This window comes from Gordonia sp. WA4-43 (genome assembly GCF_020520305.1).
GTDB lineage: Bacteria > Actinomycetota > Actinomycetes > Mycobacteriales > Mycobacteriaceae > Gordonia > Gordonia hongkongensis.
Window position 1 is genome coordinate 3,849,151 of record NZ_CP084736.1, and the last position, 23,365, is coordinate 3,872,515.

The 23,365-nt window shown below is 68.5% G+C and carries 24 protein-coding genes and 1 tRNA gene; 14 read left to right on the forward strand and 11 right to left on the reverse strand.

Annotated elements, in window-relative coordinates:
* The first annotated feature begins 74 nt into the window (after nucleotides 1-74).
* Nucleotides 75-148, forward strand: a tRNA-Pro gene (locus LEL84_RS17315).
* A gap of 71 nt (nucleotides 149-219) precedes the next feature.
* Here LEL84_RS17315 and LEL84_RS17320 read toward each other — a convergent pair.
* From LEL84_RS17320 to LEL84_RS17335, 4 genes are all read right to left on the reverse strand, one after another.
* Nucleotides 220-414, reverse strand: a complete 195-nt coding sequence (locus LEL84_RS17320) for a hypothetical protein (RefSeq protein WP_065630670.1) — start codon at nucleotides 412-414, stop codon at nucleotides 220-222.
* Nucleotides 411-1,136, reverse strand: coding sequence for a haloacid dehalogenase type II (locus tag LEL84_RS17325; RefSeq protein ID WP_226512296.1), 726 nt, complete (start codon nucleotides 1,134-1,136; stop codon nucleotides 411-413). The genes LEL84_RS17320 and LEL84_RS17325 overlap by 4 nt, the downstream gene beginning before the upstream one ends.
* Complete coding sequence (locus LEL84_RS17330) at nucleotides 1,133-2,140, reverse strand: metallophosphoesterase (protein ID WP_068969836.1); 1,008 nt, start codon at nucleotides 2,138-2,140, stop codon at nucleotides 1,133-1,135. Before LEL84_RS17330 ends, LEL84_RS17325 begins: the two co-directional genes overlap by 4 nt.
* Before the next feature lie 71 nt (nucleotides 2,141-2,211).
* Complete coding sequence (locus LEL84_RS17335; RefSeq protein WP_226514343.1) at nucleotides 2,212-4,659, reverse strand: penicillin-binding protein; 2,448 nt, start codon at nucleotides 4,657-4,659, stop codon at nucleotides 2,212-2,214.
* 322 nt (nucleotides 4,660-4,981) lie between these two features.
* Here LEL84_RS17335 and LEL84_RS17340 point away from each other — a divergent pair, with 322 nt between their 5' ends.
* Nucleotides 4,982-5,290 carry a WhiB family transcriptional regulator gene (locus LEL84_RS17340; protein ID WP_004022078.1) on the forward strand — a complete coding sequence of 103 codons (309 nt, stop codon included), beginning with the start codon at nucleotides 4,982-4,984 and terminating at the stop codon, nucleotides 5,288-5,290.
* Nucleotides 5,291-5,469: 179 nt separating this feature from the next.
* On the opposite strand, the gene LEL84_RS17345 is transcribed toward LEL84_RS17340, so the two are convergent.
* The gene (locus tag LEL84_RS17345; RefSeq protein WP_058251081.1) at nucleotides 5,470-6,564 is read right to left on the reverse strand and encodes an ArsA family ATPase; all 1,095 of its coding nucleotides are present in this window, start codon (nucleotides 6,562-6,564) and stop codon (nucleotides 5,470-5,472) included.
* Complete coding sequence (locus LEL84_RS17350) at nucleotides 6,564-7,634, reverse strand: ArsA-related P-loop ATPase (RefSeq protein ID WP_058251082.1); 1,071 nt, start codon at nucleotides 7,632-7,634, stop codon at nucleotides 6,564-6,566. Before LEL84_RS17350 ends, LEL84_RS17345 begins: the two co-directional genes overlap by 1 nt.
* A gap of 43 nt (nucleotides 7,635-7,677) precedes the next feature.
* Between LEL84_RS17350 and LEL84_RS17355 the strand changes: the two genes are divergently transcribed.
* From LEL84_RS17355 to LEL84_RS17390, 8 genes are all read left to right on the forward strand, one after another.
* On the forward strand, nucleotides 7,678-7,842 hold the full coding sequence (locus LEL84_RS17355; RefSeq protein WP_004022081.1) for a DUF4177 domain-containing protein: 165 nt from the start codon (nucleotides 7,678-7,680) through the stop codon (nucleotides 7,840-7,842).
* A 2-nt stretch (nucleotides 7,843-7,844) separates the two neighbouring features.
* Complete coding sequence (locus LEL84_RS17360) at nucleotides 7,845-8,318, forward strand: RidA family protein (protein ID WP_159369926.1); 474 nt, start codon at nucleotides 7,845-7,847, stop codon at nucleotides 8,316-8,318.
* An 8-nt stretch (nucleotides 8,319-8,326) separates the two neighbouring features.
* The gene (locus tag LEL84_RS17365; protein WP_165630705.1) at nucleotides 8,327-9,088 is read left to right on the forward strand and encodes a TSUP family transporter; all 762 of its coding nucleotides are present in this window, start codon (nucleotides 8,327-8,329) and stop codon (nucleotides 9,086-9,088) included.
* A 187-nt stretch (nucleotides 9,089-9,275) separates the two neighbouring features.
* Nucleotides 9,276-10,775, forward strand: a complete 1,500-nt coding sequence (locus LEL84_RS17370) for an MFS transporter (RefSeq protein WP_226512297.1) — start codon at nucleotides 9,276-9,278, stop codon at nucleotides 10,773-10,775.
* Nucleotides 10,772-12,007, forward strand: a complete 1,236-nt coding sequence (locus LEL84_RS17375; RefSeq protein WP_211538699.1) for an MFS transporter — start codon at nucleotides 10,772-10,774, stop codon at nucleotides 12,005-12,007. The genes LEL84_RS17370 and LEL84_RS17375 overlap by 4 nt, the downstream gene beginning before the upstream one ends.
* Nucleotides 12,008-12,047: 40 nt before the next feature.
* Nucleotides 12,048-12,284: a hypothetical protein gene (locus LEL84_RS17380; protein WP_226512298.1), complete on the forward strand. Its 237-nt coding sequence runs from the start codon at nucleotides 12,048-12,050 to the stop codon at nucleotides 12,282-12,284.
* A 77-nt stretch (nucleotides 12,285-12,361) separates the two neighbouring features.
* A complete protein-coding gene (locus LEL84_RS17385; RefSeq protein WP_058251087.1) occupies nucleotides 12,362-13,504 on the forward strand; it encodes a flotillin family protein in 1,143 nt (380 codons plus the stop codon).
* A gap of 77 nt (nucleotides 13,505-13,581) precedes the next feature.
* Nucleotides 13,582-14,403 carry an MBL fold metallo-hydrolase gene (locus LEL84_RS17390; protein WP_078111781.1) on the forward strand — a complete coding sequence of 274 codons (822 nt, stop codon included), beginning with the start codon at nucleotides 13,582-13,584 and terminating at the stop codon, nucleotides 14,401-14,403.
* 128 nt (nucleotides 14,404-14,531) lie between these two features.
* Here LEL84_RS17390 and LEL84_RS17395 read toward each other — a convergent pair whose 3' ends face one another.
* On the reverse strand, nucleotides 14,532-15,206 hold the full coding sequence (locus tag LEL84_RS17395; protein WP_004022089.1) for a Crp/Fnr family transcriptional regulator: 675 nt from the start codon (nucleotides 15,204-15,206) through the stop codon (nucleotides 14,532-14,534).
* Nucleotides 15,207-15,385: 179 nt separating this feature from the next.
* Entirely contained in the window at nucleotides 15,386-15,649 is a 264-nt protein-coding gene (locus LEL84_RS17400) for a hypothetical protein (RefSeq protein WP_058251089.1), read from the reverse strand.
* 333 nt (nucleotides 15,650-15,982) lie between these two features.
* Here LEL84_RS17400 and nth point away from each other — a divergent pair, with 333 nt between their 5' ends.
* From nth to LEL84_RS17420, 4 genes are all read left to right on the forward strand, one after another.
* A complete protein-coding gene (gene nth / locus LEL84_RS17405; protein WP_226514344.1) occupies nucleotides 15,983-16,672 on the forward strand; it encodes an endonuclease III in 690 nt (229 codons plus the stop codon).
* An 80-nt stretch (nucleotides 16,673-16,752) separates the two neighbouring features.
* Nucleotides 16,753-17,373, forward strand: coding sequence for a TlpA family protein disulfide reductase (locus LEL84_RS17410; RefSeq protein ID WP_240199209.1), 621 nt, complete (start codon nucleotides 16,753-16,755; stop codon nucleotides 17,371-17,373).
* Complete coding sequence (locus LEL84_RS17415; protein ID WP_226512300.1) at nucleotides 17,370-18,206, forward strand: NUDIX hydrolase; 837 nt, start codon at nucleotides 17,370-17,372, stop codon at nucleotides 18,204-18,206. Before LEL84_RS17410 ends, LEL84_RS17415 begins: the two co-directional genes overlap by 4 nt.
* Nucleotides 18,203-19,396, forward strand: a complete 1,194-nt coding sequence (locus LEL84_RS17420) for a MarP family serine protease (RefSeq protein ID WP_065630682.1) — start codon at nucleotides 18,203-18,205, stop codon at nucleotides 19,394-19,396. The genes LEL84_RS17415 and LEL84_RS17420 overlap by 4 nt, the downstream gene beginning before the upstream one ends.
* Here LEL84_RS17420 and LEL84_RS17425 read toward each other — a convergent pair.
* From LEL84_RS17425 to acs, 3 genes are all read right to left on the reverse strand, one after another.
* On the reverse strand, nucleotides 19,311-20,375 hold the full coding sequence (locus LEL84_RS17425; RefSeq protein ID WP_137808647.1) for an alpha/beta fold hydrolase: 1,065 nt from the start codon (nucleotides 20,373-20,375) through the stop codon (nucleotides 19,311-19,313). The genes LEL84_RS17420 and LEL84_RS17425 overlap by 86 nt on opposite strands.
* Nucleotides 20,376-20,378: 3 nt before the next feature.
* Entirely contained in the window at nucleotides 20,379-20,888 is a 510-nt protein-coding gene (locus LEL84_RS17430) for a phage holin family protein (protein WP_068970210.1), read from the reverse strand.
* Nucleotides 20,889-21,080: 192 nt separating this feature from the next.
* Nucleotides 21,081-23,021: an acetate--CoA ligase gene (gene acs / locus LEL84_RS17435; RefSeq protein WP_226512301.1), complete on the reverse strand. Its 1,941-nt coding sequence runs from the start codon at nucleotides 23,019-23,021 to the stop codon at nucleotides 21,081-21,083.
* Between the last annotated feature and the right edge of the window lie 344 nt (nucleotides 23,022-23,365).

Sequence of the window (23,365 nt, forward strand, 5' to 3'; positions counted from 1 at the left end):
CAGACCGGACGCATCTTTGACCAGGCGATTTAGTAGTCGGCCGGGGCGGGGTATAAGCTATCGCAGGCTACACACGGGGTGTGGCGCAGCTTGGTAGCGCGCTTCGTTCGGGACGAAGAGGTCGTGGGTTCGAATCCCGCCACCCCGACGCAAGGTTGAGATTGCAGAAGAGACCCTGACCTGGAGAAATCCGGTCGGGGTCTCCTCGTCTCTGCGGGGTCACTCCGGGTCCTCGTCCGACGACGACCGGCCCCCGATGTGGGCCAGGATGATCGGATCGTCGGTGACGACGCGGTCCACCTCCTCGCCACCGTCGCAGCGCAGCAGACCCAGGGTGATTCCATCCGGTCCGTGATGGACCACCCGCCACGACGCCCCCGAATCCTCCCAGCGCAGCAGGTCGTCGAGGGTCATCGGGACGGGCCGGTCACCGACGGGCCCAGCTGCCGCGCGAGGTCGAGGAGATCCGTCGCGTGGAAGTCGTTGTCCGGCGAGCCCGAATCGTCCTTCTCGTCCCCGCCCCACTCGTCTGGCCGCTCGACGAAGGCCGTCCGGAGGCCGAAGGAGCGCGCGGCGTCGAGATCGCTCTGGTGGGTGGCCACCATCATCACCTCGGCGGGCTCCACCTCGAGCAGATCCGCCAGCCCGCAGTAGGTCTCGCGCGCAGGTTTGTAGTGCCGCCAGAGGTCGGACCCGCCGATCACGTCCCAGGGGAACGCGTTGTACCGGGCCATGTCGGTGAGCAGCGCGACGGTGCCGTTGCTCAGTGCGCAGACGATGTGATCGCGTTTGAGGAGTTGCAGACCCTCGACCGCGTCCGGCCAGGCGGGAATCGTCCGCCAGGCTCGGACGAGGGTGCGGGCCTGATCGTCGTCGAGTGACAGCGCAAACAGCGAGGCGACGTCGTGCAGCGTCTCGGTCTGCAGGTCGTCGAGGCGACGCCACGGCAGCTCGCCGGATTCGACGCGAGCCAGGATCGGCGAGTACCGGCGTCGCCACTCCTTGGCGAACGCCGCGGCGTCGATCTCCGGTGCGATCGCGCCGACGGCACCGGATATCCCGGTGAACCAGTCGGTGACCGTCCCGAAGGTGTCGAACGCCAGGACCTTCACACGGGGATGAAGGTCAACGCTCACATGGTCTCCCGGGCCAGCTGCGGGAGCGACTGGTCGGCGTCGTAGTCGGCATCACCGTGCGACACCGGTGTGAGGGTGAGCAGGCTGGCCTCGGGGCGGCAGCAGAAGCGTGCCGGGGCGTACGGGGACGTGCCCAGGCCCGCACTCACGTGGAGCTTCATCGACGATCCCCAGCTCGACGGACCCTTGACCCGGGAACGATCCAACTGGCAGTTCGTCACCAGCGCGCCGAAGAACGGCAGGCAGAGCTGGCCGCCGTGCGTGTGTCCGGCCATCACGAGGTCGTAGCCGTCCGCGGCGAACCGGTCGAGGACCCGGGGTTCGGGGGAGTGGGTGAGCCCGAGCCGCAAGTGTGCCAGGGGGTTCGGACGGCCCGCGATCGTCTCGTAGCGGTCTCGCTCGATATGGGGATCGTCGACGCCGGCCGCGACGACCCGCACGCCGCTGACCTCCAGCTCGCGGACCGTGTGCGTCGCGTCGAGCCATCCACGCTCGGTGAACGCCGCACGCAGATCCTGCCACGGCAGGGGATCGCCCTGGGTGCGCTGATGGTCCTTCTTGAAGTACTTGAGAGGGTTCTTCGGTTTGGGACCGAAGTAGTCGTTGGACCCGAAGACGAACAGGCCGGGCCGCGACAACAACCCACCCAGCGACTGGATGACCGACGGCACGGCCTGCGGGTGCGCGAGGTTGTCCCCGGTGTTGACGACGAGGTCGGGTTCGAGCGCCTCGAGCTCGGCGATCCATGCCTGCTTGAGCCGTTGGTTGGGCATCATGTGCAGGTCACTGATGTGCAGGACACGCAACGGCGAGGCGCCCGGTTCGAGAACGGACAGCGTCGTGTGTCGTAACGCAAAGGCGTTGCGCTCGATCACCGTCGAGTAGAGCAGACCGGCGGCGGCGAGCCCCGCCACGCCGGCCAGAGCGCGCGCGGGTACCCCGGAACCGGACGGACCGAGGCGAGAGATGCCGAGGCGTGCGATGTCGAGTTCGGAGTGCTGCATCACCCCAGAATACGCATCCCCGACGACGATCCCGCCCCGGTTTGCGGAGCGGGCCGTACCCACACCGCGGGTCAGCCGGGTAGCTGGATCACCACCGGGCCGACACCGGGCACCACGACGGTGGTCTCGGTGGGGCCGCCCTCGTCACCGTCGGCGCGGCGGCCGTTGCTGACGTAGATCGTCACGGTGCTGCCGGGCATGGCCGAGTCGGACGGTGCGGTGAAGACCACGGTGCCCTGCGGGCGTCCGCTGTCCACGTCGAGCTCGCTGACCTTGAACCCGGCACCCTGCAGGCGCGATGTGGCCTCGCTGGCGGGCAGGCCGCTGACCTGCGGGATGCGGCCCCGGTCGCTGCCGTTCCAGTATTCGCGGTCGATCGGGGGCAGGTTGACGGGGCCGAACTTCGTCGCCACCGGTTTGACGGCCTGGAACCAGGTGCGCGCCGGTTCCATGCCGCCGTAGAGGTCGCCGTCGTAGCAGGAGCGCAGCGGACTGCTGCAGACGCCCTGCGGGTTCGGGCCGTCGCTGTAGACGTACGCGGCGCCGGCGATCTGGTTGGTGAACCCGACGAATGCCGAGGAGCGGTGCGCTTCCGTCGTGCCGGTCTTACCCGACATCGGCAGCGTCCAGCCCGCGGAGCCCGCGGCACCGGCCGCGGTGCCGGCGCCCACGTCGTCCTTGCTCATGGCGTTGGCCAGCGAGTGTGCCAGGCCTTCGTCCACGACCTGCTCGCACGGAGGTGGCGTGAACGGCACCGCGGTCAGGGCGCGCCGGCCGTCCGGTCCCATGACCGGGTTGCCGTACTGGTCCCGCTTGATCTGGCTGATCGACTTGATCGGGTTGGGCGGGCACCAGGTGCCGCCCGACGCGATGGTGGCGGCGACGTTGGCGAGCTCGAGGCCGTTGAGCGGTAGCGGGCCGAGGGTGAAGGAGCCGAAGTTCCCGTCCTTGACGTACTGGGCCATGCTCTTCTCGCCGTAACCCGACGACCCGGGGATGGTGTACGAACGCAGGCCCAGGCGAACGGCCATGTCGACCGCCGGCTTGACGCCGACCTGCTGCAGCAGCTTCACGAAAGCGGTGTTCGGCGACTGTGCCAGGGCGTTCGTCACCGACATCGACGCCGGGTAGCGGCCGTCGTTCTTGACGCAGTACGCATTGGCGGGACACCCGTTCGCCCCGCCGCTGTTGCCCATGCCCTCGACGGCGATGGACCCGGGGACGGGGATGGTGGAGCCGGCGCCGAGACCCTTCTCCATCGCGGCGGCGACTGTGAAGATCTTGAATACCGACCCGGCACCGTCGCCGACCATCGAGAAGGGTTGCGGCTGCATCGTCTCGCCGCGGTTGAGATCGAGACCATAGTCGCGGCTCGACGCCATCGAGAGCACGTCGTGCGATTTCTTGCCCGGACGCAGGGTGCTCATCACGTCGGCGACGCCGTCGGCGGTCGGGCTGGCCTGACTCTTCACCGCGCGGACCGTGGAGCGCTGGACCTCGGGGTCGAGCGTGGTCTGGATGATGTAGCCGCCGCGCAGGACCGAATTGCGGGACATGCCGTTCTCGGCCAGGAACTGCAGGGCGTAGTCGCAGAAGAAGCCGTTGTTGTCGGCCGCGATGCAGCCCTGGGTCGGGGTCCGCGGACTCGGGAGCACGCCCAGGGGTGCCTCCTTGGCCGCGACGAGCTCGGCGCGTCGTTCCGGGAAGTTGTCGATCATCGTGTCCAGCACGATGTTCCGGCGCGCGAGGGAGGCCTCGGGGTTCGAGTACGGATTCAGCGCGGAGCTGGACTGCACCATGCCGGCCAGCAACGCGGCCTGCTCGACCCGCAGGTCCTTGGCGGGGATGCCGAAGTAGGTCTGCGCGGCGGCCTCGATGCCGTAGGCGTTGTTGCCGAACGGGACGACGTTCAGGTACCGCGTGACGATCTGCTTCTTCGCCTCCTGCTTGGCGGCGGCGTCGTCGAGTCCCTTGTCGCGTTTGGCCTGGTCGATCAGGGTCTGCTCGAGGGTGAGCGCCATGCGCACCTCGCGGAGCTTGCGCGCGGGCGTGGTCTCGATCGCGGCCTGGCGGTCCGCCTCGGTCCGTGCGAGCACCAGGAGCTGATAGTTCTTGATGTACTGCTGGTCGAGCGTCGACGCACCCTGCTGGACCTCGCCCGACGACGAGTTCTTCAAAGCGGCACGGATGGTGCCCTTCCAGTCGACGCCGTCGTGTTCCAGGAACCGCCGGTCCTCGACGGAGATGATCGCTCGGATCATGTCGGGGGAGATGTCGTTGTAGCCCACCTGATACCGGTACTGGTCGAATAGCACCGCGATCGGCTTCCCGTCGACGTCGGTCATCGTGGTGACCTCCGGCAACGTGCCGTTGAGCAGTTCGGAGGACACGTTCTCGACAGCGGCCGCCGCTCGGTTGGAGACGACGCCGATTCCGCTGGCCACGGGGTACAGCAGGCCGGCGACGAGAACTCCGGCCAGCAGGCTCGCCCACGCCAGCGACCACAGTTTCTTCGACATCACCCCGACAGGATACGTGCGTTCGTTCCGAACATCGTCCTGCCTCGCCCGCGGCATCGGCGCAGCGTGGTCCCGAGCCGACGGTCGGGGTGCCCGAGGATCGCCGGCGGATGCGCCGGCGGCCGCCGCCCGCGGGGCCGTCCGTTCGGATGAGTTTGCACGGTTGTCCCACTTTGTTCGCTCCAGGGGTTGCGCCCCCAAGCACAGATCCCTAGATTGAGTGCAGAATGTGACTCACTTAACAGTTCGCTGCAAATGTGGCTTGAGCAGCGAGGTTGAGACGTTCTCGCAGCTACGCAGATACGACAGGTAGGGGTGGCGGATGGCGACAGCGGCAGTTTCCAACGAAGAGGATCGCTTGGCGTGGGTTGCTCAGGCGCGTTGTCGAGGGGGAGACCCCGATGATCTGTTCGTGCGGGGCGCGGCCCAGCGCAAAGCCGCCACGATCTGCCGCCACTGCCCGGTGCAGCTCGAATGCGGTGCCGATGCACTCGACAACCGCGTCGAGTTCGGCGTCTGGGGCGGACTGACCGAACGTCAGCGTCGCGCACTCCTCCGCCAGCACCCCGAGGTCACGTCCTGGTCGGCGTTCTTCGCCGCGCAGCGCCGGCGTCATCGCGACGCCGTCTGACCTCTTCTCCGCCGAGCCGTGTCGAGTGGTTTCGACACGGCTCGTCGCACGCTCCTCGCCTGCTCAACCAGCAGGGGGGGGGCTCGGCGCACGCTCCTCGCCTGCAACCAGCGGGAGGCGGCTCGTCGCACGCTCCTCGCCTTCTCAACCAGCGGGGGACGGCTCGTCGCGCTCGGTGATCAGCCGCGGCCGGTGATCTGCTCGGCCACCGCGCGCAGGGCGGTCACATCGGCCACCTCGAACGGCAGCGCCGGGACCCCGACGATCGGCACCCGCGGGTGCGACGCCGTGAACCGTTGCAGCAGATGGAGTTCGCGCTTCCCGGTGGCGGCCCGATCCGCGTGAATCCGGAGTACACCGCGAGCCAGTTCGTCGTTGACCGATTCGAGGGCGACCAGCGCTGCCTCCTCGTGGATCGACGTCAGGTTCGGGTGGGTCCGGTTGAGGATCAGTCCGGCCAGTGGCATCGACTCCTCGGACAGGCGGTCGACGAAGAACGCGGCCTCCCGCAGGGCATCGGCCTCGGCCGCAGCCACCACCGCGAACTGGGTGCCCGGCTGTTTCAGCAGGGCATAGGTCTTCGCGGCGCGGTCCTGGAAGCCGCCGAACATCGAGTCCAGTGACTGCACGAAGGTCGCCACGTCGCGGAGCATCTCGCCGCCGATGATCGTCGAGACACCCCGCATGGCCAGGCTCATCGCGCCGGTCACCATCCGGCCGACGCCGCGACCGCCGCCGACCAGCACCTTCATCAGACGCCCGGACAGGAACGACCCCAACCGCTGCGGGGCGTCGAGGAAGTCCAGTGCGTTGCGCGACGGCGGGGTGTCGACGACGATCAGGTCCCAGTGGTCCTGCTCGAGAAGCTTGCCGAGCTTCTCCATCGCCATGTACTCCTGCGTCCCGGAGAACGACGAGGCGACCGTCTGATAGAAGGCGTTCTGCATGATCGCCTCGGCGCGTTCGGGAGTGGAGTACTCGAGCACCATCTCGTCGAACGTGCGCCGCATGTCGAGCATCATCGCGTCGAGCGTGCCCTTGCCGTCGATCGCGACCGGCTGCGGGTCGTTGGTGAGTTCGGACATCCCGAGCGACTGCGCCAGGCGCCGGGCCGGGTCGATCGTCAGCACGGCCACGGTCCGGCCCTGTTCGGCGGCGTACATCGCCATCGCGGCAGCAGTCGTTGTCTTGCCGACTCCGCCTGCGCCGCAACAGATCACGACGCGGGTCGCGGGGTCGGTGAGCACCGCGCCCATCTTGAGGTCGAGTGGCATCACGCACCCGCTTTCTGGAGGAGGTCGGCCAGCTCATAGATCGACCCCAGGTCGACGCCGTCACCGAGGGACGGCAGTTCGAGTGTCGGCATCTCCACCTCGTCGAGCTGCGCCTTGGCGATCTGCTGCGCCTGCAGGCGGGTCGCGTGCTCGATCGTCTCGGTGAGCAGGCCGGCCAGGTCCCCGTCGGCGAGCTTGAGTCCGGCGGCGGTGAGGCCGTCCTCGACACGCCCCGCGTCGACCCGACCTTCGGCGATCTCGTCGATCACCTCGGCCGGCAGGTGGGGTTCGCTGACGCGGTTGATGACGAGACTGCCGAGGTTGAGGTTCTTGCCCCGCAGTTCGTCGATCGCCTCGATCGTCTCCTGGATCGGCATCGCCTCGAGGAGCGTCACCAGGTGGATGATCGTCTCCTCCGAGTGGAGCAGGCGGACGACACCTTCGCTCTGGTTGCGGATCGGGCCGGTCTTGGCGAGGTCGGCCATGGCCTGGGTGACGTCGAGGAAATTGCCGATCCGGCCGGTCGGCGGCGCGTCGACGACCACCGCGTCGTACACGCGGTTGCCCTGCTTGTCGGTGTGGATGATGCGCTCTTTGATCTTGCCGGTGAGCAGGACGTCGCGGAGTCCGGGAGCGACGGTCGTCACGAAGTCGATCGCGCCGATCCGCTTCATCGCGCGGCCGGCGAAGCCGAGGTTGTAGAACATGTCGAGGTACTCGAGAAGGGCGTGCTCGATGTCGATGGCCAGCGCGGACACCTCGCCACCGCCCTCGGCGGTCGCGATGCGGGTGTCGGTGGGTGGCAGCGGCGGGATGTCGAAGACCTGCGCGATGCCCTGGCGACCCTCGGTCTCGACGAGGAGGACCTTCTTGCCGTCGGCGGCGAGCGCGAGTGCGAGCGCCGCGGCGATCGTGGTCTTGCCGGTGCCGCCCTTGCCCGTCACGAAGTGCAGGCGAGCGCGCGCGGCGGCCGCCGGCCACTCGTTCTCGCGCGCGACGGAGGAGTTGTCTGTCACGCCGGAATCGAGCGCCTCGCCCGACCCGGATCGTGAGCCCTGTTCGTTGGCCACCGCAACACCTTATCCATTGACCGTCGCCAGATAGGGTGAGTCCATGAGTGAAGTGACCGCGTGGGAATACGTGACCGTGCCGCTGCTGACGCACGCCACGAAGCAGATCCTCGATCAGTGGGGCGCAGACGGTTGGGAACTGGTTTCGGTTCTGCCCGGTCCCACCGGCGAGCAGCACGTCGCCTACCTGAAGCGACCGAAGGGCTGACCATGGCGACCACGTGGACCGATCGTCTGGCCGAACTGGGCATCGAACTCCCGTCGGTGGTGCCACCGGTGGCGAGCTACACCCCGGCCGTGCGCACCGGCAACCTCGTCTACACCTCGGGACAGCTGCCCATCGTCGACGGCGAACTGTCGGCGCGGGGCAAGGTCCACGAGGGCGCCGAAGGCGTCGTTCGGCCGGACGAGGCGACGGCAGCAGCCCGGGTCTGCGCGCTGAACGCGCTCGCCGCGATCCACGCACTCGTCGGGATCGACTCGGTCGTCCGGGTGGTCAAGGTCGTCGGGTTCGTCGCGTCCGCACCGGGCTTCACCGGTCAGCCGGCCGTGATCAACGGGGCTTCGGACGTCCTCGGTGAGATCTTCGGCGACGCCGGTGTGCACGCCCGGTCCGCGGTCGGCGTCGCCGAACTCCCGCTCGGTGCGCCGGTCGAGGTGGAACTGATCGTCGAAGTGGCCTGACGTCTCCATTGGACGTCGCGCTGCTGGTCGTGGCAGCCGCCGCGGCCGGGTGGGTCGACGCCGTGGTCGGCGGCGGTGGCCTCGTCCTGATCCCGGCGATGCTGATCGCCCAGCCGGGGTTGCCGATCGCGACGGCCCTGGGGACCAACAAGCTGGCGGCGGTCTTCGGGACCGCGTCGGCAGCGTGGCGTTACGTGCGGCACGTCCGGATCGATCTTCGTCGCCTGATCCCGGTGTTCGTTGCGGCGCTCGCCTTCTCGGCCCTCGGCGCGACGGTGGCCGTCGTCCTGCCCACCGAGATCTTCACGCCGATCGTGCTGGTCATGCTGGTCGGCGTCGGACTGTTCGTCGCGCTCAATCCCGGCTTCGGGACTGACGCGTCGACGGGACCGCGCTCGCGCGTCTCGACGATCGCGGGCCTCGTGCTGGCCGGTGTCGTCGTGGCCTTCTACGACGGGGTGATGGGTCCCGGGACCGGTACCTTCCTCATCATCAGCCTGACCGCGCTGGTCGGGACGAGTTTCCTGGAGAGCTCGGCGATGGCGAAGGTCATCAACACCGGTACCAACCTCGGCGCCCTCACGGTCTTCGGCCTGCAGGGAAATGTGCTGTGGCTCTTGGGTCTCGGCCTGGCCGTCGCCAACATCGTCGGCGCCCAGATCGGCTCGCACATGGCGATCGGCCGCGGCAGTTCGTTCGTGCGGTGGGTCCTGCTGGCCGTCGTCGTCGTGATGGTGGGGAAGCTCGGGTACGACCTGATCGTCGGCTGAGGTGGCCGGACTCGGCGGACAGCGCTGTGGAACGGCATCGGCCGAACTATGCTCTCCTCGTCGACCCCGCAGCGGACGGGTCGCGACCCGATCGTCGTAGAGGCGGTGCATCATCAGCGATTCGACGGCTTCCGAGGCCGCGACGCCGCTGTCGGGAAAGCAGCGGGTCCTCGCGCTGCTCCTCGCGATGGCGATGTTCGTTCTCGTCGTGGACACCTCGTTCATGAATGTGTCGATCTCGGCGGTGGTCCGTGATCTGGACACGACCGTGAGCGGTGTGCAGTCGGCGATTGCCCTCGAGGCGTTGGTGTCCGCCGCGTTCATCCTGATCGGGGGCAAGGTCGGGGATCTGATCGGTCGCCGGCGGGCCTACGTGATCGGTTTGCTCGCCTATGCCGTGGGCGCGTCGGCCATGGCGCTCGCACAAGGTCTCACGACGATCATCGTCTTCTGGGCGATCGTCGGCGGGATAGGGGCGTCCCTGCTCCTGCCCGCGATGCAGTCGCTGGTACACGGCAACTTTCACGGCGGCGACCAGAAGCGGGTCTACGCCCTCGTGGGCGCCGCCGCCGCGATCGCGGCCGCCGTCGGCCCGCTCCTGGGCGGTTTCATCACCACATACCTGTCCTGGCGGATCGCCTTCGTCGGTGAGGTCGTCATCATCGCGATCGTGTTGTGCGGCGTCGGTTTGGTCCGCGACGTCGAGTACACGGGTCCACGGGGAGTCGACCCCGTCGGTGCGCTGCTCTCGGTGCTGGGAATGGGTGGGATCGTGCTGGGGATCCTCGTCTGGCAGGAGGGCGGTGAGGCCGTCGGCATCCTGCTGGTCCTGGGTGCCGCGGGTCTGGGCGGACTGACCTGGTGGCTGACCCGCCGGCGGCGCGCCGGGCGGCCCACGCTATTGGACCCGGACCTGTTTCGCTCCAAGCCGTTCCGCCTGGGCGTCAGCCAGCAGTTGCTGCAGCAGATCGCTCTCGGCGGCATCATGATCTCGCTGCCGATCTATCTGCAGATGGTCCTCGAGTACGACGCCATGGAGGCCGGGTTGTCCCTGGCGCCCCTGTCGCTCAGCATGTTCGCGGTCGCGCTGGTCGCCGGTCGGCGGACACACACCCGGCCCCCGTCGACGGTGGTGCTCATCGGTTTCGGCTTGCTCACGCTCGGGGTCGCGGTTCTGCTCCCGATCGTGCCGCGGGCGGACTTCGGCTGGGGTCTCGTCGTGCCACTCGTCGTGGCGGGTGCCGGCCTGGGGCTGCTCGTCTCGCAGCTGAACGACTACACGCTCGGGCCGATGAGCGACGAGCGTGTGAGCGAGGCGGCCGGAACCAACTCTGCGGCCGGATCATTCGGTCTGTCCTTCGGACTCGCGAGTGCCGGTGCGATCCTGTTGGCCTCGCTCGCCTTCGGATTCGCGCGCGAGGCAGAGTCCAGCGAGGTCCTGGCGCCCTCGGAACAGCAGCGGGTGGCGCAGGTGCTCGACGACGACGCACAGGTCATGAGCAATACACAACTGACCGAGTTGCTGGCCGGGCAGCCCACGGACGTAAGCGACGAGATCATCCGGATCAACACCGAAGTCCGGCCGGTCGCGCTACAGGTGGCGCTTGTGGTCCCACTCGCTGCGGGTGTTCTCGGCACGATCAATTCGCTGCGGATGCGGAGCAGACCCGGTCGTCCGCAATCATGAGTGAGAACGTCGCTCTGCAACGGCGGACCATCGTCCTGCTGTGCACGGCCCAGATCCTGGCCGGCCTGTCGATGGGCGGAGCGCTGGCGCTCGGGGCGATCCTCGGTGAGGAACTGTCGGGAACGGCGTCCCTGGCCGGGATACCGACGACCGTGGTCACGCTGGGGGCCGCGGCCGCCGGTCTCCCGCTGGCGTCCTTGGCCGCCGGACGCGGGCGGCGTCCCGCGTTGACCACGGGCCTGGTGATCGCCGGGGCCGGTTCGCTGGTCGTGGCCGCCGCCGTCGATCGCGGCTGGTTCGCGTTGATGCTCGTCGGGATGGCCGGGGTGGGGTCGGGCACCGCGGTGAGCCTGCAGGCACGTTTCGCGGCAACGGATCTGTCGTCGGCCGGCACTCGTGGCCGCGACCTCTCGCTCGTGGTGTGGACGACGATGGTCGGCGCGGTGATCGGGCCGGCGGTGGTCCCGATCGGCGCCACCGTCGCCGGGTGGTTCGCGATGGCCGATCTGTCGGGACCGTTCCTCGTGGGTGCGGTCGGGTGCCTCGGGGCGGCGGCCGTGCTGTTCGTCGGCCTCCGCCCCGACCCGCTGGTCGTGGCGACCGGCGACACGGACGGGGGTCGTGTCAAAGCGTCGCTGGCCGAGGGGCTCTCGGCGATCACGCACTCGCCGCCGGCGCGGGCCGCGATGGCCGCGGTGGTGTCGGCGCACGCGGTCATGGTCGGGGTGATGGCGCTGACGCCGGTCCACATGCATCACGGGGGCGCCTCGGTGACGCTGGTCGGCCTGTCGATCAGCGCGCACATCGCCGGGATGTACGCGCTCGCACCGGTGATGGGCCTGCTCGCCGACCGGACCGGCCGGATCCCGGTGATCCTCGGCGGTCAGGCGACACTCGTCGTCAGCTGCGTCGTCGGATTCGTCTTCGCGGAATCTCAGACGGGTCTCGTCGTCGCGCTGGTCCTGCTCGGCGTGGGATGGTCGGCGTCGACCGTGGCGGCCTCCACGCTCCTCACCGACAGTGTCGACACCGCGCGACGCGCACCGGCGCAGGGGGTTTCGGACACCGCGATGAGTCTGGCCGGCGCGGCGGCGGGCGCGCTCTCCGGACTCGTCGTCGGGGCCTTCGGCTACGGGGTGCTGGTGCTCGGCGCCGCCGTGATCGCGGTGCTCACGGCGGCCTACGTGGTGCTCGACGGTGTCCGCGACCGACGACGGACCGCCATGGCCTAGGGTTCGACACACGGATCGGGGACACTGGGGAGGCCGTCGGATGGCAGCATCGCAACTCGTCGGGCGTACAGGGACGGTGACGATGTCGATACCGGGCGGCGAACTCCTCGGGGAGATCGAACTGCCGTTGGCCGGCGGAACCGAGCGGTTCCTCGCCCGCGCCGCCGCACCGATCGGGCTCGACGCGCCCGTTCTGGTCATCGCCGAACGTTCCGGCCGAGTCGTCGACGTCGAGCCATGGGTACCGGTCCCCGACACGGCGAACCGAACCATGTGAACAACCGATCGTCGAAACGTCCCGGATGCGGCAGGATCTGACGTCGACACATACCGCCTGCCGCCCGAGGAGAGACCATGCTCGGCTACTACGTTCCCGAACCCGACGAGGCGATGCTGATCTCCGGCGCCAAGTCCGACTTCGACGATGCGCCGTTCGTGGTCGTCGTCGGGCACGGGAAGTGGGTCATGCCCTTTTTCCGGAAGGTCCGTTTCCTGTCGATGGCGTTGCACGAGGCGACGATCCGCGAGGTCTGTGTGACGACCCAGGGCATCCAACTCAACGTGCGGGCGGTCATCGCCCACAAGGTCGGGAATGACGTGGCGTCGATCGTCAACGCCGGACAGCGCTTCATCTCCGAGCAGGAGAACGAGATGAATCAGCTGACCGGACAGATCTTCTCGGGTCACCTGCGTTCCATCGTGGGCTCGATGACCGTCGAGCAGATCATCCGCGAGCGCGACACCCTGGCCCGTCAGGTGCTCGACGCGTCCAAGCGTGAGATGGGATCGATCGGTCTCGTCGTCGACTCGTTCCAGATCCAGTCGATCGACGACATGGATTCCGGTTACATCAACGCGCTGGCTGCCCCGAACATCGCCAAGGTGCAGCGCGAGGCGGCGGTCGAGCGTGCTCGCGCCGACCAGGAGTCGGCGAAGGCGCAGCAGGAGTCGCTGCGGAACCAGGCCGACTACGAGCGGGAGACCGCGATCAAGCGGGCTGCGATCAAGGCCGAGACCGACAAGGCCAATGCCGAAGCCGCCCAGGCCGGTCCGCTCGCGCAGGCGCGGGTCAACCAAGAGGTCATCCGCGAACAGTCCGTGCTCGCGCAGGCGCAGGCCGAACTCCGTGAACAGGAACTGATCTCCGAAGTGGTGAAACCGGCCGAGGCCGAGGCGCTACGACGACAGATCATCGCCGAGGCGGAGGCCAAGGCGGTCGAGATCCAGTCGGCGGCCGCCGCACAGCACAACCGCATCGCCCTCGATCAGCAGCTCATCGAGGCCCTGCCCACGCTCGTCGGCGAGGTCGCCAAGGGCCTCAGCACCGCGAACCTCACCGTGTACAACGGGGCCGAGGGCGTCAACGAGATCATGACCGGTGTGATCACCCAGGGTGCCGCGCTGCTGCGCAGCCTGCAGGATCAGGTGGCGCCCACGGTGGTGGACGGGTCGGCCGGCGAGCAGTCCGTGAACGGTGCGACGGTCGGCGGGGTCTGACCCGGGGATCGACTCGGCATGGTCGGATCGTCGGGCTTCGCCCGGTTCTCCGCACCGAGTGGATAGGCTCGGGGACCATGAGCTCACCGAACGACGCCGCACCCACGCACCCTGCCTACGGGGTGCTGCGGGAAGTGACCCCCTTCGCGTCGGTCCTGCTGTGCGACAACTCCGGGATGATGGAACTCGACGGCACGAACACCTACGTGCTGCGCGCTCCCGGCAGCGAGGAATGCGTGGTCGTCGACCCGGGACCGCCGAAGTACAAACACCACGCCCGGCGCCTCGCCGAATTGCCCGGGGTCGCACTGGTCTTGGTGACCCATCGGCACTTCGACCACACCGGCGGGGTGTCGCGCCTGCACAAGCGCACGGGTGCGCCGGTACGTGCTCGGTTGGAGAAGCACTGCCGCAACGGGGCGCCACTGCGGGATCGTGAGGTGATCGAGGCCGCGGGTCTGCGGATCACGGTGCTGTTCACCCCGGGACATACGGGGGATTCCGTCAGCTTCCTCGTCGAACACGACGGACAACGTGCGGTCCTGACCGGCGACACGATCCTCGGGAGTGGCACGACCGTGCTCGATCCCGCCGACGGCGGGTTGCGCGACTATCTGAACTCGCTGAACCGTCTGATCGTCGAAGGGGAAGGGGCGGCACTGCTCCCGGCGCACGGTCCGGACCATCCCGATCTGGGCCCCGTCGCGCGGTACTACAAGGCGCATCGCGAGGAGCGGATCGACCAGATCGTCGCCGCTCTGGACACGATGGGTGTCTCGGCCCGCGACGCGAAGCCGATGAAGGTGGTGCGCAAGGTGTACTCCGACGTCGACAAGAAGCTGTGGCCCGCCGCGCGGATGTCGGTGAAGGCACAGTTGGAGTATTTGCGCGAGGCCTGACCCTTCGAGGCTCGCTTCGCTCGCACCTCAGGGAGCGGGGAGGAGCAACGCCGCTCGCACCTCAGGGAGCGGGGAGGAGCAAAGCCGCCCGCTCCCGGAGGAGCGAGCGGCTTCGTGGTGAACTCGAGTCAGCGCGCGCGGCGCGCGAGACGCTCCGAGTCGGCGATGAGCACGCTCTTGCCCTCGAGGCGCAGCCATCCGCGCTGGGCGAAGTCGGCGAGCGCCTTGTTGACGGTCTCGCGCGATGCGCCGACGAGCTGGGCGATCTCTTCCTGGGTCAGGTCGTGGGTGACGCGCAGCGCGCCGCCCTCCTGGGTGCCGAAGCGCTGCGCAAGCTGCAGGAGCTGCTTGGCGACGCGACCGGGCACGTCGGTGAAGATGAGGTCGGCGAGGTTGTTGTTGGTGCGGCGCAAGCGGCGTGCCAGCACGCGCAGCAGCTGCTCGGCGATCTCCGGACGGTCCTTGATCCACGCCTTCAGCGCGTCACGGTCCATTGACACCGCGCGGACCTCGGTGACTGTCGTCGCCGACGAGGTACGGGGGCCGGGATCGAAGATGGAGAGTTCGCCGAACATGTCGGACGGGCCCATGATCGTCAGCAGGTTCTCGCGTCCGTCGGGCGAGCGTCGGCCGACCTTCACCTTGCCGGACATGATGATGTAGAGCCGATCGCCGGGCTCGCCTTCGTGGAAGATCACGTGTCCGCGAGGGAAGTCGACGGGCTGAAGCTGCTTGGTCAGCGCCGCGACGGCGGAGGGCTCGACGCCCTGGAATATGCCCGCCCGCGCCAGTACTTCTTCCACCTAGGGAACCTTTCTCGAATCTCTCTACAGCCCGCGTCAGATCGCGCCGTTGGCTACGCTACCCCGCGCACAAGCATATGTGTTGGATGGGTCACTGGAAGCTCATTGCGGGTGTGTCCGATTGGCGGAGTGTCGACGCGGTGGTCGGGCGGTACGGAAGCGGGGGCGGCGACGGCCGGTCAGCTGGCCCGCTGCGGCGATTCGGTGTGGCCGGACACCGCTGATTCGTGACGGGTGACCCGTCGGTCGCGGAGTTCGTCGAGCGCGGCCGGCATGCCCTCGCGGGCGAGGGTCTGGACGTTCTGGGCGTCGGCCGAGTCGAGGAAGTCCTCCACCTCATCGCGTGAGACCGCCGAGCGGTCGATCCGGGACTGGACCTTGTCCATGCCCATGGCGAACAACATGAGTACAGCCGGGAACAGCAGCGCCGCGAGACCGTGCATGGGGACAAGTAAACACAATCGACCCGCCCGGAACCGCATCGAGAGGGCCGCCGTCATTGACTTGTTACCTGACCGTAGGTTGCGCGTGAGCACGCCGATGTGGCCGTGACCAGCCCTTCTCCCAGGGCGAACACGCGGTTCTGACCTGCGGTGATGTTCCATTCAGGAGGTGTGTGAGAGTGCTTCGCCCCGTGTCGGGGGCCAGCGGAATCGGGCTTCGCCGTGCGCATCGCTAACCTGAATCAGGTGAGCGCACGCAAGTCTGCGGCCGCGGGACCGACCCCGGCACGCAAGCAGGAGACCCATCTCGGATTGGTCCGGCGCGCTCGGCGGATGAATCGGACCCTCCAGGTCGCCTTCCCGCACGTGTACTGCGAACTCGACTTCACCGACCCGCTCGAGCTCTCGGTGGCGACGATCCTGTCGGCGCAGTGCACCGATGTGCGCGTGAACATGACCACCCCCGCGCTGTTCGCCAGGTATCGGACGGCCGCGGACTATGCCGGGGCGGACCGCACCGAGCTCGAGGAGATGATCCGTCCCACCGGCTTCTACCGGAACAAGGCGAACTCGATCATCGGACTCGGGCAGGCGCTCGTCGAGCGGTTCGACGGGGAGGTCCCGGACAATCTGAAGGATCTGGTGTCGCTGCCCGGGTTCGGGCGCAAGACCGCGAACGTGGTGCTGGGCAACGCGTTCGGTGTGCCCGGCATCACCGTCGACACCCACTTCGGCCGCCTGGTCCGGCGCTGGCAGTGGACCGAGGAGACCGATCCGGTGAAGGTCGAGCACGCCGTCGGCGAGCTGATCGAGCGGCGGGAGTGGACGGACCTGTCGCACCGGGTGATCTTCCACGGCCGACGGGTGTGTCATGCGCGCAAGCCGGCGTGTGGGGTGTGCGTCCTCGCCAAGGACTGTCCGTCGGTGGGCACCGGACCGATGGACAAGGCCGAGGCCGCGGCCCTGGTGAAAGGGCCGGAGACCGAGCATCTCCTCGCGCTGGCCGGGATCGCGGCCCCGTGAGCGAACCAAGCGGGCCGACGTCACCCCGGGGTTCTCGGTTTCCACCTGCCGCGCGGTGGACCGTGGTCTTCGTGGTCGTGATGATCGCGCTGATCGTGGCGATCTGGCCGCGCGGGGACGATCCGTCGCCGATGTCGAGCGCACCGCCCTCGTCGAGTGGAGTCCGCCCGATCGATGCGCCGGTGGACGAGGCGCGTCTGGCGGAGGCGCGCAGCACCGCCGACCTGCCGGACTGCCCGGTCACCGGACTGCCGGAGTCGCCGGACTCCGTCCTCGACGGCGTCGTCGAACCCTGCTTGAGTACCGGAGCGCCCTACGACCTCGGTGCCTCGACGGCCGGCCGACCGCTCGTCATCAACGTCTGGGCGCAGTGGTGCGGTCCGTGCAAGACCGAGCTGCCCTACTTCGAGGAGTTCGCCGCGCGGGCCGGCGACCGGGTCACCGTGCTGGCCCTGCACGCCAAGGAAGGCGGCAGCAACCCGTTCTTCCCGCTGACGCTGCTCACCGAGATCGGAGTCCGCTTGCCGTCCGTGCTCGACCTCGACGGAAAGGTGGCCGCGGCCATCAACGCGCCCAGGGTGTTCCCGTCGACCGTCTTCCTTCGACCCGACGGCACGGTCGCCGAGGTCTATCCCGGTGTCTTCGACAGTCCGGAGGAGATCGCCGATTCGGTGGCCGAGCATCTGGGCGTGCGGATATGAGCGGGCGTTCGCGCGCCGATGCGGGACCGCTGGTCCCGCGTGACGAGATCCCGCCGTGGCTGCAGGCGTTGACCGACGATGTCAGCGCCGTCAGGAAAAGCGTCGACAACCGCGGCGGGGATCGATCGCGCTGGGCGTCGATGTTGCCGACCAACTCCCGGTCGGCGGCCGTTCTGATCCTGTTCTCGGGTTCGTGGGAGTCGGCCGACGATCATCCCGGCGGGGTGCCGGCCGACGCCGAGGTCCTGCTGACCGAGCGCGCTCCCACACTTCGCCAGCACAGCGGGCAGGTCGCGTTCCCCGGGGGCGCGGCCGATCCCGGCGACGACTTCCCGGTGGGCACCGCGCTGCGCGAGGCGGCCGAGGAGACCGGCCTCGACGCATCCGGGGTGACCATCCTCGCGACCCTGCCGAGCTTTCCCGTCGGGGTCTCGGGCTTCGACGTCGTCCCGGTGATCGGTTACTGGCACCGCCCGAGCGAGGTGCGCGTCGTCGACCAGGGCGAGACCGCGCGCGTGGACCGGATCAATCTGCGCGAGTTGCTGAACCCGGACAACCGGTTCCAGGTCCGCCGCAAGGCGGTCGGCATCGTCTACAAGGGGCCCGCGTTCTTCGTCGACCAGTTGCTCGTCTGGGGATTCACGGGTGGGCTCATCGCCGCCATCAGCGAAGTGTCCGGCTGGGACCGTCCGTGGGACTCCGCCGACGTTCGTTCGCTGGAGAAGATGATCGAGCTCGCCGGGAGCCGGCAGGAATCCGGGTTCGCGGAACTGCACCCGGACGACCGCGACGTGGTCGACGCCGGTAACGCCGAGTCCGGAGGTGCCCGATGACCGGCTCGACATGGGTCGACATCATCGTGATCGGCATCGCCCTGCTCGCGGCGGCCAGCGGGTACCGGTCGGGTGCGGTCGCCTCGGCCCTGGCGTTCATCGGAGTCGCACTCGGCGCCGTCGCCGGTCTGCTGCTCGCACCCCGCCTGATCGAGCAGTTCGACGATCTGCAGGTACGGGTGCTCGCCGGGATTCTGGTGCTGGTCGTGCTCGTGGTCGTCGGCGAGGTCGCCGGCATGGTTCTGGGACGTGCGGCTCGCGGTGGGATCCGGTCGCCCGGGCTGCGCGCCGTCGACAGCGGAGTCGGCTCGCTCCTACAGGTGGTCGCGGTGTTGCTGGCCGCGGGCCTGCTGGCGATCCCGCTGCGCGAGTCCGCCGACCCGGCGATCGCCGGGGCGGTTCGGGACTCGAAGGTGCTCACCGGCGTCGACGCGGTGTCGCCGCAGTGGGTCGACGACATCCCGGACGACTTCAAGGCGCTCCTGGACAGTTCGGGACTCCCGAAGCTCCCGTTCGTCAGCACCCCGTCGACGAACGTCGACCCTCCCGATCAGGCGCTGGCCGAACTGCCGGTGGTGACGCAGGCGCGTCCCAGCGTGGTGAAGATCGAAGGCGTGGCACCGAGCTGCCGGCAGGCTCTCGAGGGGAGCGGGTTCGTCGTCTCTCCGGAGCGCGTCATGACGAACGCGCACGTGGTCGCGGGCACCGAACGGCTGGAGGTCCAGACCTCGACGGGGGCGCAGCTCCCGGCGCGCGTCGTGCTCTTCGACAGCGAGAACGACATCGCGGTTCTCGACGTCCCGGGCCTCCGGGCGCCGGCCCTGCGGTTCGCCTCACGCCCCGCGTCGACCGGGGACGACGCCATCGCACTCGGTTTCCCCGAGGCCGGACCGTTCTACGTGAGCCCGCTGCGGGTGCGTGCGGTCTTCGCCCACACCGGTGACGACATCTACCGGACCGGGCAGGTGACCCGTGAGGTCTACGCCGTCCGTGGTCTGATCCGGCAGGGCAATTCGGGTGGACCGCTGCTGAATTCGGACGGCGAGGTGCTCGGTGTGGTCTTCGGTGCGGCCGAGAATGCCGCCGACGAGACCGGTTTCGTGCTCACCGCCCGTCAGGTGCGCTCCGACTTCGACGAATCCGAGCGACGAAGCGAGCGGGTGAGTACGCAACGTTGCGTCCTCGCCTGACCTTGCGGGCCGATCGGCGCGCGCCGTCGGCCGTGGGTGCGGGTTCGTGGCGTAGGAACTCGAGGATGTGCTCGGTCACCGCGGCCGGTTGTTCTTGATGGACGAAGTGGCCGCTGCCCTCGACCTGCCGATACGTCTGGTGCGCGGCCCATCGGTGACTGTCGGCCATCGCGTCGTCGAGGATGTACGGGTCGTCGCGGCCCCGCAGGGCCAGCACGGGGAGATGCAGCCGCTGGTCCATCAGTTCCATGAAGCGGGCGCCGTCGGGTCGGAACTGCGAACGGAACGCCCAGCGCCGGTACTCCAGGCTGCAGTGCGCGACGTTGGGGATCAGCATGGCCGACCGGTTGAGTTCGACGGTGTGCGCGTAGTCGGGTTCACCGCGCCATGGAGCCGACGACCGTTCCGCGAAGTAGTCGGACACGAAGGCCGCGTCGTCGCGGGTGACCTGCCGTTCACCGAGGCGGGGGATCTGGTTGCGCAGGAACAGAGGTAGGAACTGTGTGCGTTGTGCCTTGTCGCGCAACACGCGTCGACGCAGGGCGCGGGGGTGCGGGGACGCGATGACGACGATCCGGTCGACGACGCGCGGGTGCAGCGTGGCGGTCGCCCAGCAGACCAGGCCGCCGTCGGAGTGTCCGATCAGGGTGGCCCGGGTGTGTCCGAGCGCGCGGACGAGGCCGTTGGTGTCGCCGGCCAGGGTCCAGCCGTCGTAGCCGCGCGGCGGTTTGTCGGTGTCGCCGTAGCCGCGGAGGTCGACGGCGACGGCGCGGAAGCCGGCGTCGGTGAGCGCGGTCAGCTGATGTCGCCAGCTCCACCAGAACTCGCCGAAACCGTGGAGCAGCAGCACCAGCGGGCGGTCGTCAGCGGGAACGCCGGCGGGCTGGACGGCGTGGAAACGGACTCCGTTGGCGCGGACGTCGAGATGCTCCCAATCACCCGGGAGACGAACGGTCGAGGGGTCGGGCTCCTCGCTCACGGATCACCCTTCGCGGGCGGGCGGGATTCTCGGGTGCGTGGAGGTGTCGTGCGCCGCGGCCCGGTGGGGCAGGACGGTCGGCAGCTCGTTGACCGTCTCGATCGTCTTCGCGGGTCCGCGCACGCGTTTGAAGAACAGGTATCCGACGAACGCGGCGATCAGCGTGACCGCCACCAGGATGAGGAACACGATGAGGAACGCCAGCCAGCGCCAGACCCACTCGTCGAGCAGTTCGGCGAGGAAGAAAAAGAAGAAGAAGCTCGCGTAGAGCGCCATCACACCGGCGACGATGAGCAGCCCGGTGCCCGCGCCGGCCTTCTTGGCCTCGGTGACCAGCTCGGCCTTGGCGAGCGCGACCTCGGATCGGAACAGGGTGGAGACACTGGCGGTCGCGTCCTTGACCAGGCTTCCGATCGTCGGCTCGCCGTTGCGGCCGGCGTTGGCGTCGGAGAGCGGGATCGACGGGACGGAGTCCCGGCCCGCGTCGGGCAGGCCGTGCTCGTTGGGGCTCACAGAATCCTCCGTTGTTCGGCTGATGGCCATATGTTGCCATGCGCGGGCGGTCCGGGTGGCGAGCCACCCGTCGAATGGGGTGGCGAGCCACCCGTCGAATGGGGTGGCGAGCCACCCGTCGAATGGAGTGGCGCGAAGACGGGCAGGGCCTGCCGACCTCAGGTCGGCAGGCCCTGGAGAACTCGAACGGCCTCAGGCCTTCTTCGCGCGGATCGCTTCGAAGACCGACGGGTCGACGAGGGTGGAGGTGTCGCCGAGTTCGCGGCCCTCGGCGACGTCCTTGAGCAGACGGCGCATGATCTTGCCCGAGCGTGTCTTGGGCAGTTCGGGCACGACGTTGATCTCGCGGGGTTTGGCGATCGGCGAGATCTCCACCGACACCTGCTGGCGCAGTTCGGCGATCAGCTGGTCCCCGGTGTTCTCCACGCCCTCGCGCAGGATGACGAAGGCGACGATGCCCTGGCCGGTGGTCTCGTCGGCCGCGCCGATGACCGCGGCTTCGGCGACACCGGAGTGCCCGACGAGCGCGGACTCGACCTCGGCGGTGGAGATGCGGTGGCCGGAGACGTTCATGACGTCGTCGACGCGTCCGAGGACCCAGAGTGCGTGGTCCTCGTCGTAGCGGGCGCCGTCGCCGGCGAAGTACCAGCCCTGCTCGGCGAACCGTGACCAGTACGTGTCGCGGAAGCGCTCGTCGTCGCCCCAGATCCCGCGCAGCATCGACGGCCACGGCTGGTCGAGCACGAGGTAGCCCTGCTCACCGGCGCCGACGGGGTTGCCCTGGTCGTCGACGATGTTGGCGCTGATACCGGGCAGGGGCTTCATCGCCGATCCCGGCTTGGTCGCGGTCACGCCGGGCAGCGGCGAGATCATGATGGCGCCGGTCTCGGTCTGCCACCAGGTGTCGACGATGGGCGCGGAGTTGCCGCCGATGACCTCGCGGTACCACTTCCAGGCCTCGGGGTTGATCGGTTCGCCGACGCTGCCGAGCAGCCGGATGCTGGACAGATCGTGGGCGTCGGGGATCTCCCGTCCCCACTTCATGAAGGTGCGGATCAGGGTCGGCGCGATGTAGTAGATGGTGACGCCGTACTTCTGGATGATCTCGAAGTGGCGGTGTTCGTTGGGGGAGTTGGGGGTCCCCTCGTAGACGACCTCGGTCGCGCCGTTGGAGAGCGGACCGTAGACGAGGTAGGAGTGGCCGGTCACCCAGCCGATGTCGGCGCCACACCAGAAGACATCGCGACCTTCTTTGTGGTCGAAGACGTAGTGGAACGTGTAGCTGACCTGGGTGAGGTAACCGCCGGAGGAGTGGACGATGCCCTTGGGCTTGCCGGTGGTGCCCGAGGTGTAGAGCAGGAAGAGTGGGTGTTCGGCGTCGAAGGCCTCGGCGTCGTGGGTGCCCGACTGTTCGTCGACGGTGTCTTCCCACCACACGTCGCGTCCTTCGACCCAGTTCAGGTCGGGGTCGTGGTTGGTACGACGCACGACGAGGACCTTCTCGACGGATTTCGCGGCGTCGTCGCCGGTGCCGAGCGCCTCGTCGACCTGGGTCTTCAACGGCGCCGGCTGGCCGCGGCGGTACTGCCCGTCGGTGGTGATGACGAGCTTGGCCTCGGCGTCGTCGACGCGGGAGCGCAGCGCGCCGGAAGAGAAGCCGGCGAAGACCACGGAGTGGGTGAGGCCGAGGCGGGCGCAGGCGAGCATCGAGATCAGGGCCTCGGGGACCATCGGCATGTAGATGGCGACGCGATCGCCGGCGACCAGCCCGATGGACGAGAAGTAATTGGCGGCCTTGCTGACCTCGGCGAGCAGCTGGCTGTAGGTGAGGTCGCGGGTGTCGCCGGGTTCACCGACCCAGTGGATGGCGACGCGGTCGCCCTTGCCTGCGGCGACGTGCCGATCCACGCAGTTGACCGCGACGTTGAGCTTGCCTCCGACGAACCACTTGGCGAACGGGGCGTCGGACCAGTCGAGGGTGGTGGTGAACTCGGTGGCCCAGTCCAGCCGCCGGGCCTGCTCGGCCCAGAACTCGAGGCGGTCGGCATCGGCATGGTCATACATCTCGGCGGTGCCGTTGGCCTGGGCGGCGAACTCGTCGGAGGGAGGAAATGCCTGGACGGTGGAGGACATCGGTGACAAGGGCCTTTCGCTGTCGACGGCGGTCACTCAACAGTAGGGTGACCTGGCGTCAGAACGGGCAATCAGTGTGAGCGTAGTCACGTCGCGGTCTAGGCTGGAACCGTCCGGTATGTGAGCGCGGCCGATTGGCGACGAACGGCGGGTAAGCGGCGACGAGCGGTCGGGATGCCCTCTGGACCGCGCCGACGTCGGGAGCGATGCGTTTCAGTCAGTCAACTGACGAACACCGTGAACAATTACAGGTGCGCATTATCTGAAACGGTGACTAACAATGGATCATCGGCGCCCATTCGGCTGACACCGTGGGTGTCCGAATCCGTAGCCCTGATCGACCG

Excerpts from the sequence above, each read along its gene's own strand:
- LEL84_RS17380 (WP_226512298.1), top strand. The coding sequence starts at position 12,048 with ATGGCAGCATCGCAACTCGTCGGGCGTACAGGGACGGTGACGATGTCG.
- LEL84_RS17390 (WP_078111781.1), top strand. The coding sequence starts at position 13,582 with ATGAGCTCACCGAACGACGCCGCACCCACGCACCCTGCCTACGGGGTG.
- LEL84_RS17355 (WP_004022081.1), top strand. The coding sequence starts at position 7,678 with ATGAGTGAAGTGACCGCGTGGGAATACGTGACCGTGCCGCTGCTGACG.
- LEL84_RS17375 (WP_211538699.1), top strand. The coding sequence starts at position 10,772 with ATGAGTGAGAACGTCGCTCTGCAACGGCGGACCATCGTCCTGCTGTGC.
- LEL84_RS17345 (WP_058251081.1), bottom strand. The coding sequence starts at position 6,564 with ATGCCACTCGACCTCAAGATGGGCGCGGTGCTCACCGACCCCGCGACC.
- acs (WP_226512301.1), bottom strand. The coding sequence starts at position 23,021 with ATGTCCTCCACCGTCCAGGCATTTCCTCCCTCCGACGAGTTCGCCGCC.
- LEL84_RS17340 (WP_004022078.1), top strand. The coding sequence starts at position 4,982 with ATGGCGACAGCGGCAGTTTCCAACGAAGAGGATCGCTTGGCGTGGGTT.
- LEL84_RS17335 (WP_226514343.1), bottom strand. The coding sequence starts at position 4,659 with ATGTCGAAGAAACTGTGGTCGCTGGCGTGGGCGAGCCTGCTGGCCGGA.
- LEL84_RS17370 (WP_226512297.1), top strand. The coding sequence starts at position 9,276 with ATGGCGATGTTCGTTCTCGTCGTGGACACCTCGTTCATGAATGTGTCG.
- LEL84_RS17410 (WP_240199209.1), top strand. The coding sequence starts at position 16,753 with ATGATCGCGCTGATCGTGGCGATCTGGCCGCGCGGGGACGATCCGTCG.
- LEL84_RS17330 (WP_068969836.1), bottom strand. The coding sequence starts at position 2,140 with ATGCAGCACTCCGAACTCGACATCGCACGCCTCGGCATCTCTCGCCTC.
- LEL84_RS17420 (WP_065630682.1), top strand. The coding sequence starts at position 18,203 with ATGACCGGCTCGACATGGGTCGACATCATCGTGATCGGCATCGCCCTG.
- LEL84_RS17385 (WP_058251087.1), top strand. The coding sequence starts at position 12,362 with ATGCTCGGCTACTACGTTCCCGAACCCGACGAGGCGATGCTGATCTCC.
- nth (WP_226514344.1), top strand. The coding sequence starts at position 15,983 with ATGAATCGGACCCTCCAGGTCGCCTTCCCGCACGTGTACTGCGAACTC.
- LEL84_RS17400 (WP_058251089.1), bottom strand. The coding sequence starts at position 15,649 with ATGCACGGTCTCGCGGCGCTGCTGTTCCCGGCTGTACTCATGTTGTTC.
- LEL84_RS17360 (WP_159369926.1), top strand. The coding sequence starts at position 7,845 with ATGGCGACCACGTGGACCGATCGTCTGGCCGAACTGGGCATCGAACTC.
- LEL84_RS17320 (WP_065630670.1), bottom strand. The coding sequence starts at position 414 with ATGACCCTCGACGACCTGCTGCGCTGGGAGGATTCGGGGGCGTCGTGG.
- LEL84_RS17415 (WP_226512300.1), top strand. The coding sequence starts at position 17,370 with ATGAGCGGGCGTTCGCGCGCCGATGCGGGACCGCTGGTCCCGCGTGAC.